The organism is Pseudoalteromonas sp. J010 (assembly GCF_003934235.1).
Lineage (GTDB): Bacteria > Pseudomonadota > Gammaproteobacteria > Enterobacterales > Alteromonadaceae > Pseudoalteromonas > Pseudoalteromonas peptidolytica.
Genome location: NZ_RDBW01000019.1, coordinates 189,680 through 196,102, shown reverse-complemented (window position 1 = coordinate 196,102; position 6,423 = coordinate 189,680). Strand labels below are relative to the sequence as shown.

The 6,423-nt window shown below is 38.6% G+C and carries 7 protein-coding genes; 5 read left to right on the top strand and 2 right to left on the bottom strand.

Annotation, left to right across the window (positions count from 1 at the left end; all coding sequences use genetic code 11):
* Positions 1-106: 106 nt before the first annotated feature.
* The 4 genes from EAG18_RS12230 to EAG18_RS12215 all read left to right on the top strand — a co-directional run bounded on the left by EAG18_RS12230 (position 107) and on the right by EAG18_RS12215 (position 2,987).
* Positions 107-826 (top strand): type 1 glutamine amidotransferase, encoded by a 720-nt coding sequence (locus EAG18_RS12230; protein ID WP_125252659.1) that lies wholly within the window; start codon positions 107-109, stop codon positions 824-826.
* 840 nt (positions 827-1,666) lie between these two features.
* Positions 1,667-1,924 (top strand): isoprenylcysteine carboxylmethyltransferase family protein, encoded by a 258-nt coding sequence (locus EAG18_RS22375; protein ID WP_275557288.1) that lies wholly within the window; start codon positions 1,667-1,669, stop codon positions 1,922-1,924.
* A gap of 276 nt (positions 1,925-2,200) precedes the next feature.
* Positions 2,201-2,563 (top strand): cupin domain-containing protein, encoded by a 363-nt coding sequence (locus tag EAG18_RS12220; RefSeq protein WP_275557287.1) that lies wholly within the window; start codon positions 2,201-2,203, stop codon positions 2,561-2,563.
* The gene (locus EAG18_RS12215; RefSeq protein ID WP_125252658.1) at positions 2,547-2,987 is read left to right on the top strand and encodes a hypothetical protein; all 441 of its coding nucleotides are present in this window, start codon (positions 2,547-2,549) and stop codon (positions 2,985-2,987) included. The genes EAG18_RS12220 and EAG18_RS12215 overlap by 17 nt, the downstream gene beginning before the upstream one ends.
* A gap of 164 nt (positions 2,988-3,151) precedes the next feature.
* Here EAG18_RS12215 and EAG18_RS12210 read toward each other — a convergent pair whose 3' ends face one another.
* A complete protein-coding gene (locus EAG18_RS12210) occupies positions 3,152-4,030 on the bottom strand; it encodes a hypothetical protein (RefSeq protein ID WP_125252657.1) in 879 nt (292 codons plus the stop codon).
* Between the two features lie 369 nt (positions 4,031-4,399).
* A complete protein-coding gene (locus EAG18_RS12205; RefSeq protein WP_185745594.1) occupies positions 4,400-5,164 on the bottom strand; it encodes a transporter substrate-binding domain-containing protein in 765 nt (254 codons plus the stop codon).
* 715 nt (positions 5,165-5,879) lie between these two features.
* Here EAG18_RS12205 and EAG18_RS12200 point away from each other — a divergent pair.
* The gene (locus EAG18_RS12200) at positions 5,880-6,263 is read left to right on the top strand and encodes a RidA family protein (RefSeq protein WP_125252655.1); all 384 of its coding nucleotides are present in this window, start codon (positions 5,880-5,882) and stop codon (positions 6,261-6,263) included.
* Positions 6,264-6,423: the final 160 nt, after the last annotated feature.

Genomic DNA, 6,423 nt, shown 5'->3' with positions numbered 1-6,423 from the left:
TGCTTGCATCTTGGCGACTTATCAACATTAAACGTCAGTTATTATAAATGACGCCATGATAATTTGATATAACATCTATAGCTTACATTAATCGAAAGGTTGAAAGATGAATATTCACTTTATCATCCATGAACATTTTGAAGCGCCCGGTGCCTATGAAGTATGGGCTGAAAAACGCGGCCACACCATCACCTACTCACGAGTTTATCAAGCCGAACCACTTCCAAAAAGTATCGAAGACATAGATTTTTTAATAGTAATGGGCGGCCCTCAAGATCCGTCAACAACGATTGAACAATGCCCACATTTCGATGCTAAAAGTGAGCAAGCTATCATTTTAAGCTCCATTACAGCAGGAAAAGTTGTGCTTGGTATATGCTTAGGAGCCCAGCTTATTGGTGAAGCACTAGGAGCAACATTTGAACCTAGCCCTGAACGTGAAATCGGAAAATACCCGATAACCTTGACAGAAGCCGGGATGCAACACCCGCTATTTAGTCATTTTGGGCAAGTATTGGATGTGGGTCATTGGCATAATGATATGCCAGGGCTTACCAATGGAGCACAAGTAATTGCATATAGCGAGGGGTGCCCAAGGCAAATTGTCGCCTATCAAGAGTTGGTATATGGCTTTCAGTGCCATATGGAGTTAACGAAAGAAGTCGTCGCATTACTTATGGCAAATGAGGACTTAACTAAAGCGTCTCACTATCGATTTGTCGACGAACCAGAGGTATTACTTAATCATGACTACCAAGAAATGAATCAAAAGCTGCATGATTTTTTAGATAAGTTAGAGCGCTTTTATAGCAATTCGCTTAATTAAGTGATCCGCAACAGTTAGCATTTTAACAATATAGCGTGATATGAAAGCGTTTAAGTACTACGGTTGCCCATACCTGAATAAAGCGTAGTGCTTTTTAATTTGTTTGTTTAGTAGAGGTAACACTATTGCAACCACTGAATAAAACGCCTACATAACACATTCTACTATAAGCTCTTCAGATATGAGCACCGCGCTCGTGTTTTTTAGTTGCAGGCACTGCTGTTCAAAGGAGTACATCTTTTCAAATGGCGATTTTCCCCTCGATGTCCGCTTTGTTCTTTGTGGTGTAGATCGGTATTTTTATATTGATCAAAGTGGCAACGAACGCAATAAATCCTTGGTCAGAAAAGGCAGGGATTTTGCAAGTATAAGCTAAATAATAGTTGGGGAGACTTAGTGCGCAAAATGTTAAAACACTGAGTGTGGAAGAAAGAAAAGAGAGAGGCTGGCTTTATTTTACTATCTGCGAAGGGGCGTTTCTAAATACATTCAGTGATGACTGTCAGTGTATGCCCTTCGCCGTATTGCGATGTATTTAGGTATTACGAATGTTACGCTCTCGTGTATTCGTCGCGAGATAGGCTTAACATAGGTCAAGGTACTGATAAAATGATTCTTGTATGCTCAAGCTTTATCAAAGGAGTGCTTAGATGAAAATGCTGTTACCACCATTTTTGTTCTTAATTTTTATTATTGCTATGGGCCTTATTTGCTGAGCAGCAGGCTTCCCACATTCATTCGGTTTTCCATATAACCTAATTGGCATATCTATTATTGGTATTGGCTTTGTCATTTCAATGACAGGTAAAAAGTTATTCAAAAAAACTCGAGACTAACATTATGGCGTTTGATGAACCAACGGTCTTGGTAGCAAGTGGGATTTATAAATATACTCGAAACCCGATGTACCTTGGATTCACTATCGCCATATTTGGTTTTGCTATACTTTTAGGTGGCTCTCTTTCATCTTTGTTACTGACAGCTGCTTTCTTCTTAATAACTGATAGATGGTATATACCGTACGAAGAGCGAATGATGCACGCCAAGTTTGGTAGAGAATATGAAGCATACTGTAGAAAAGTTCGCCGCTGGATTTGAAGCGAAACAGCAACATACCCTAACACAGACACCCACCACAATTTGCATCTATGCTGTAGTGGGTAGCCTGTAATTTTTACCCCTTAAAATGGTCATTTACCAACTCAGGAAAATACAGTACACCCAATATATGTATAAAAATATAATTGCTTATGTAACCAGCTTTAGGTGTAATGGGTACATCGTTAAGCCAAAGCAAAAGCTACGCTGATTTGCCCAGCTATTTTACCGTCATTGAGAAAAGTATTAGTTAGTTCAATCTAGAGAGGTTTTCACTTGAAAGAAAAAATCAATTTAAAAGAAAAATTTTCAATGTTCAGCGAATTCTGGGCTCCCAAAGTTATTGCTGAAATGAACGACTATCAATTTAAATTAGCCAAATTTAAAGATGATTTTACTTGGCACAAGCATGATGACACTGATGAGGTTTTTCTAGTGATTGAGGGTGAAATGGTAATCGAGTTTCGAGATAGTGAAATTGCGCTTGCAGAGGGCGAAATGTTTGTTGTCCCCAAAGGTGTTGAACACAAGCCATCCGCTAGAGCGGAGTGTAAGGTGTTACTCGTTGAGCCAAGGGGTGTTATCAACACAGGTGAAAGAGTTGGCGAGCTAACTGCTGAAAATGATGTTTGGATTTAAACTGCTAACCTATCGCTCTAACGGGCGTTATATCACTATACGGCGTGACTCGCTTTTATTTATCCTTTTGGTATTGGTTAACCTGCTAGGGTGCTCTGAACAACAAAAAGTAGATAGTAAAATTAGCAAACAAGTAGTAGATGAGTGGAACGCTAAAATCGAAGAACAACGTCAAAAATCCAATAATTATAATGATTTTAAAGATTGGTTATCTTCTAACACACCAAAAGAAGACAAAAAGTCTACTATGATAAAAAGCCTTACTGGCACTTCTAACTACGTAACATTAGATACCATAGCAAGTAAAACAGATCCGAACTGTTATATCGACATATCTTTACAATTTGAAGTTTCAGTCGATTCAATCGTCGAACATTATAAAGTTAGTGCTACACAAGTATGTCGATATAAAAATACTATATAAAAGGCTAGCCAACCCAAAGTTAATTCAAAGCAATAATGAGAGTTAAAGCAAATTAACACAGACACCCTCTCAAATTTGTATCTATATTACGATGGGTGTCTGCTATCTAATTTCGCAGCATGTTGACCAAATAAAACCAATAAGTTTTATCTGATAGTATTTGTTTATGCGTTAATAAACACTTCTGCTAACTTATCTAGCCGATCCGCTCTTAGACAATCGACAACCTCTGCCTCTACATCAGAAACTATTCCGCTATGTTTAAGCTCAGTGAAGGCAGCAATGTATGATTCCTCGTGTTCATACCAAGCACAGCGTTCACCGAAAGATGAAGTGAACTGATAGGTGATTAAATAATACTCCCGAGATTCTTGCCATACCTCGGTTGATTCGGTCGCCTTACGACCCTTGGCTTGCTTTACAAACAAGCGGAAAATTTCAGGGTTAAGATGATAAAAACCGAAGCATACGTCGAGGCACTCGGTGAATTCCTCTTCTGAAAACGTACTAATGTCAATCTCAGGACGTTGTAGTAAACGGAACAGATAATCAGCTGTATATGGAATGGGATCTAGATAACCCACGATATCACACACTAATTTGAAAAATACAGTGATAGACATTCTCCCAGCTTGATGCAATTGCTTGAAACCAGGCTCAACTGTACTTTCGAAAAACTCAACATCAAACTCCATTCGGTTTGCGGTCATTTCAGTTGAGTAATAGTCATAAAATGGGAAGCCAATTCCAAGCGCAATACTATTGCGACAAGCCATTTCAATATAATCTGGCTGATGGTGATCCACCAATTCTCCCATGCAAACATCAAGCTTGATATCAGTGAGCACATCTCCCATTATTTCAGCATATTTTTCAATTTCTTTTATCTCTAACGCTGCGGTTACATCAAGATAACTATCAAATAATTCTTCACTAAGCGCAGCCACTGTTTTGGTATCTCCCGCTTCCAATGCGTTTTTCAATACAGTTAGATTCCCTGAGGTATAATCATTATACCAATTGCCAAAATAGTGTTGAGTCATGATGCGGTTTCCTTGTTGGTTGTGTGTACTACAAACTGGCTTTGATGGCGCAAAGGGTGAGACAGGATGTAAGGTAAACGAACACAAGCAACAGCGACGCGTAACATGCGAACAATCGGGGTAAAATACATCCTTGTTTGAACTTTACTATTATTTCTAGCCAGTCACATAACTGGCGGCGAGCTTATCTTATTCAAAGATATTTGACCACAACATGAGGCGCTTTATTCGTCTTATTTTTAAAACTTGGATTATTAACTGTTCAAAACGCTCTCTATGACAACTCAAATCCGGTATTTATGATGGTAACAAGTTAAAAACTAACACAATATTTTTATATATATTATTGTGAATACTATATAAAGGAAGTTAAGGGACGGTGCTCAAAGCCACTTTAAATCGATTATCTTCTATGTACGTGGACAAGATCTTATTATATTCACCACTTCCTTGGATTTGGGCAAGACCAAGGTTGAAGCGCTTAATGATCTGGTCGGCATTGGGGTGCAACATGCTCACGCCTATATGAAGCGGCCAGTGAATAAGCGCAGGGTGATACGCTTGTAGTTGATTGTATTCAAGCTTTTTTGAGCGCTCATATTCAAACGCAAGATAATCTGCAATGGCAACTTCAGCTCTTCCTTTATTCACCTGCTCCAAGCAAGTGTGTAAATTAAGTACATCGATTATGCCTAATTCATCAATACTATCGAGTAATACGTGATAACCATACCCTCGAACAGTCGCTACACTTCGATAACGCAAGCTTTCAAGCCCCTGATAGTCGATTGAGTTGGTCTTTTTACTGACTAGTACCAGTTCATTGTAAAAGTAAGGCGCGCTAAATAAGAAGTTTTTACGCCTTTCTTCGGTTGTCCAAAGCGCCACGACTAAATCTATTTGTCTATCTTCAACCATCATCACAATACGGCTAAATGGTGCGGTTTTTATTTCAAATTCAATTCCTTGTGCTCGAAAGGCTGCCGACACAATATCATTGATAAGACCCTTGCCGTTTTCTTCGATATAGGGTGGCCACGCATTATGCCCACCTGTCAGCTTAGTTATTTTTGGCTGTGCTTGTATTGAAGTTAATGTGAATAAAAAAACAAGGTAGATGAGTTGTATTCTCATAAGTACACCTGCCACCAGCTGCTTACTCATAGTTTAGACTAATAAAATACATTTACTGAGTTGACTGTACGTAGCGCACTTTTCTTCGCGTATGAGTTCTTCATGATATAAGCTCTAAAATTAATTGTTAGAGCTTGCCAAAGTTCTTTGTTATCTTACTTTTACAAGATCGCCACAGAGAAATGTAGATGGAATTTACAATCACTAGAATTCAAACCCCAATAGGGATATTCAGATTAAAAGGTTTTATGCCAGTGACTGCAGCGATCAGTTTCTCTCATGCTGAATTTATGGGTTCGGATGGCTGGGTTGAAATTGACCTTGAATCTGATTGTGGGCGCTCAATTTTAAGCAGAATCGAGGCTGATGTTATCTTACATTTACGGAGTTAATTGTATGAAATACATAAAGGTAAGTGTTATTTTGACTAGTCGTGATAATTTATAAAGACTAACACAGGCACCCACTGCAACTTCTATCTGTACAACCTTGGAACCTGTGACTTCTCTTCAGCTTTCTTACTGCACTTTGTACTTATATTGAGCGTGGAGTGTGTGTCCGTGGATTGGCGACTTATTCATTGATATTATAATTTATCGCTGATAGGTTATTAAAACTACATAATAAATTTAGCTTAAGCTTTGTTTTTCAATTGTAGATAAGTGGGTAATCAAGAGTTAACGCTTATTTACTGTTATAGCGCTAAGGAAAGAATATGCGAAAGCTGGTAAGTTCTGGTTCTCATCTAGAGGAACCAATTGGGTTCTCTCGCGCGTGTCGTATAGGTCAAAACATAGCCGTAGCTGGCACCGCTCCGATAGCCAATGGTAAAACGGTATTTATTGGAAACGTGTATGAACAAACGAAATATTGTTTGGAGATTTCGCTCAAAGCGATTGAAGAAGCTGGTGGCAGCATTGAAGATGTCATTCGCACTAGGATAATGCTCACTAATATCAAAGAGTGGGAACAAGCAGCTAAAGCCCATGGAGAGCTATTTTCGACTCAGCGTCCTGCTTGTACGTTTGTCGAGGTTAAAGGTTTCATTGATCCTGAGTGGCTGGTGGAAACTGAAATTGATGCAGTGGTATCTGAGTAGTAATAATTGCTTGAGAAAATAACTCGGACATCTATTGCAAGAGAGATTATGTTTTGGTGAGAGTCTGCAATTTCCACAACCTCTTAATTTGTAATTAATTTTGGCATTTAGCGAAACTACCAAAAATATTATCGAGATATTTTTGTGTTATTTTTCAAGG

What these genes read in the sequence shown, in the direction of transcription:
- EAG18_RS12230 (WP_125252659.1), top strand. Translation starts at nt 107, where the DNA reads ATGAATATTCACTTTATCATCCATGAACATTTTGAAGCGCCCGGTGCC.
- EAG18_RS12205 (WP_185745594.1), bottom strand. Translation starts at nt 5,164, where the DNA reads ATGAGAATACAACTCATCTACCTTGTTTTTTTATTCACATTAACTTCA.
- EAG18_RS12215 (WP_125252658.1), top strand. Translation starts at nt 2,547, where the DNA reads ATGATGTTTGGATTTAAACTGCTAACCTATCGCTCTAACGGGCGTTAT.
- EAG18_RS12200 (WP_125252655.1), top strand. Translation starts at nt 5,880, where the DNA reads ATGCGAAAGCTGGTAAGTTCTGGTTCTCATCTAGAGGAACCAATTGGG.
- EAG18_RS22375 (WP_275557288.1), top strand. Translation starts at nt 1,667, where the DNA reads ATGGCGTTTGATGAACCAACGGTCTTGGTAGCAAGTGGGATTTATAAA.
- EAG18_RS12210 (WP_125252657.1), bottom strand. Translation starts at nt 4,030, where the DNA reads ATGACTCAACACTATTTTGGCAATTGGTATAATGATTATACCTCAGGG.